The sequence below is a fragment of the Blautia sp. CAG:257 genome, from assembly GCF_000433815.1.
Taxonomy (GTDB): domain Bacteria; phylum Bacillota; class Clostridia; order Lachnospirales; family Lachnospiraceae; genus Blautia_A; species Blautia_A caecimuris.
In genome coordinates this window covers 1,723-2,173 of record NZ_HF999123.1, presented here as the reverse complement: position 1 = coordinate 2,173, position 451 = coordinate 1,723, and the positions used below count along the sequence as shown (strand labels likewise).

General features: G+C 41.9%; 1 pseudogene. It reads right to left on the bottom strand.

Going from position 1 to position 451, the window contains the following annotated elements:
- Positions 1-114 precede the first annotated feature (114 nt).
- A pseudogene (locus tag QVP40_RS13295) lies at positions 115-451 on the bottom strand (aminopeptidase); the annotation flags it as partial.

Sequence of the window (451 nt, the reverse complement as noted above, 5' to 3'; positions counted from 1 at the left end):
CTTTCCGTCTGTTTCATAAATCCAGATGATTCCCTCATCAATAAATAAAACGGAAAGAGACGCCAAAACACTTCAATATTCCGGTATAAAATTGCTGCTGCACAAAAACATTATTTATGCGTCAAGCAGGAAGGCTTTGTATGCTTTTTTCGCCTCATAAATATCAGCCTTGCTGGTTACCTCCCATGGAGCGTGCATACTCAGCACAGCCACACCGCTGTCAATAACTTCCATTCCGTAAAGAGCCGCAATATAGGCAATGGTTCCGCCTCCGCCTACATCTACCTTTCCAAGCTCTGCAGTCTGGAAAGCGATCTCATGGTCATCAAAAATCTTCCGTACTCTTGCAACATATTCTGCATTTGCATCATTAGAACCTGATTTTCCTCTGGCTCCTGTAAATTTATTCAGAACAATTCCTCTTCCGAGAAATGCTGCATTTTTTCTTTCA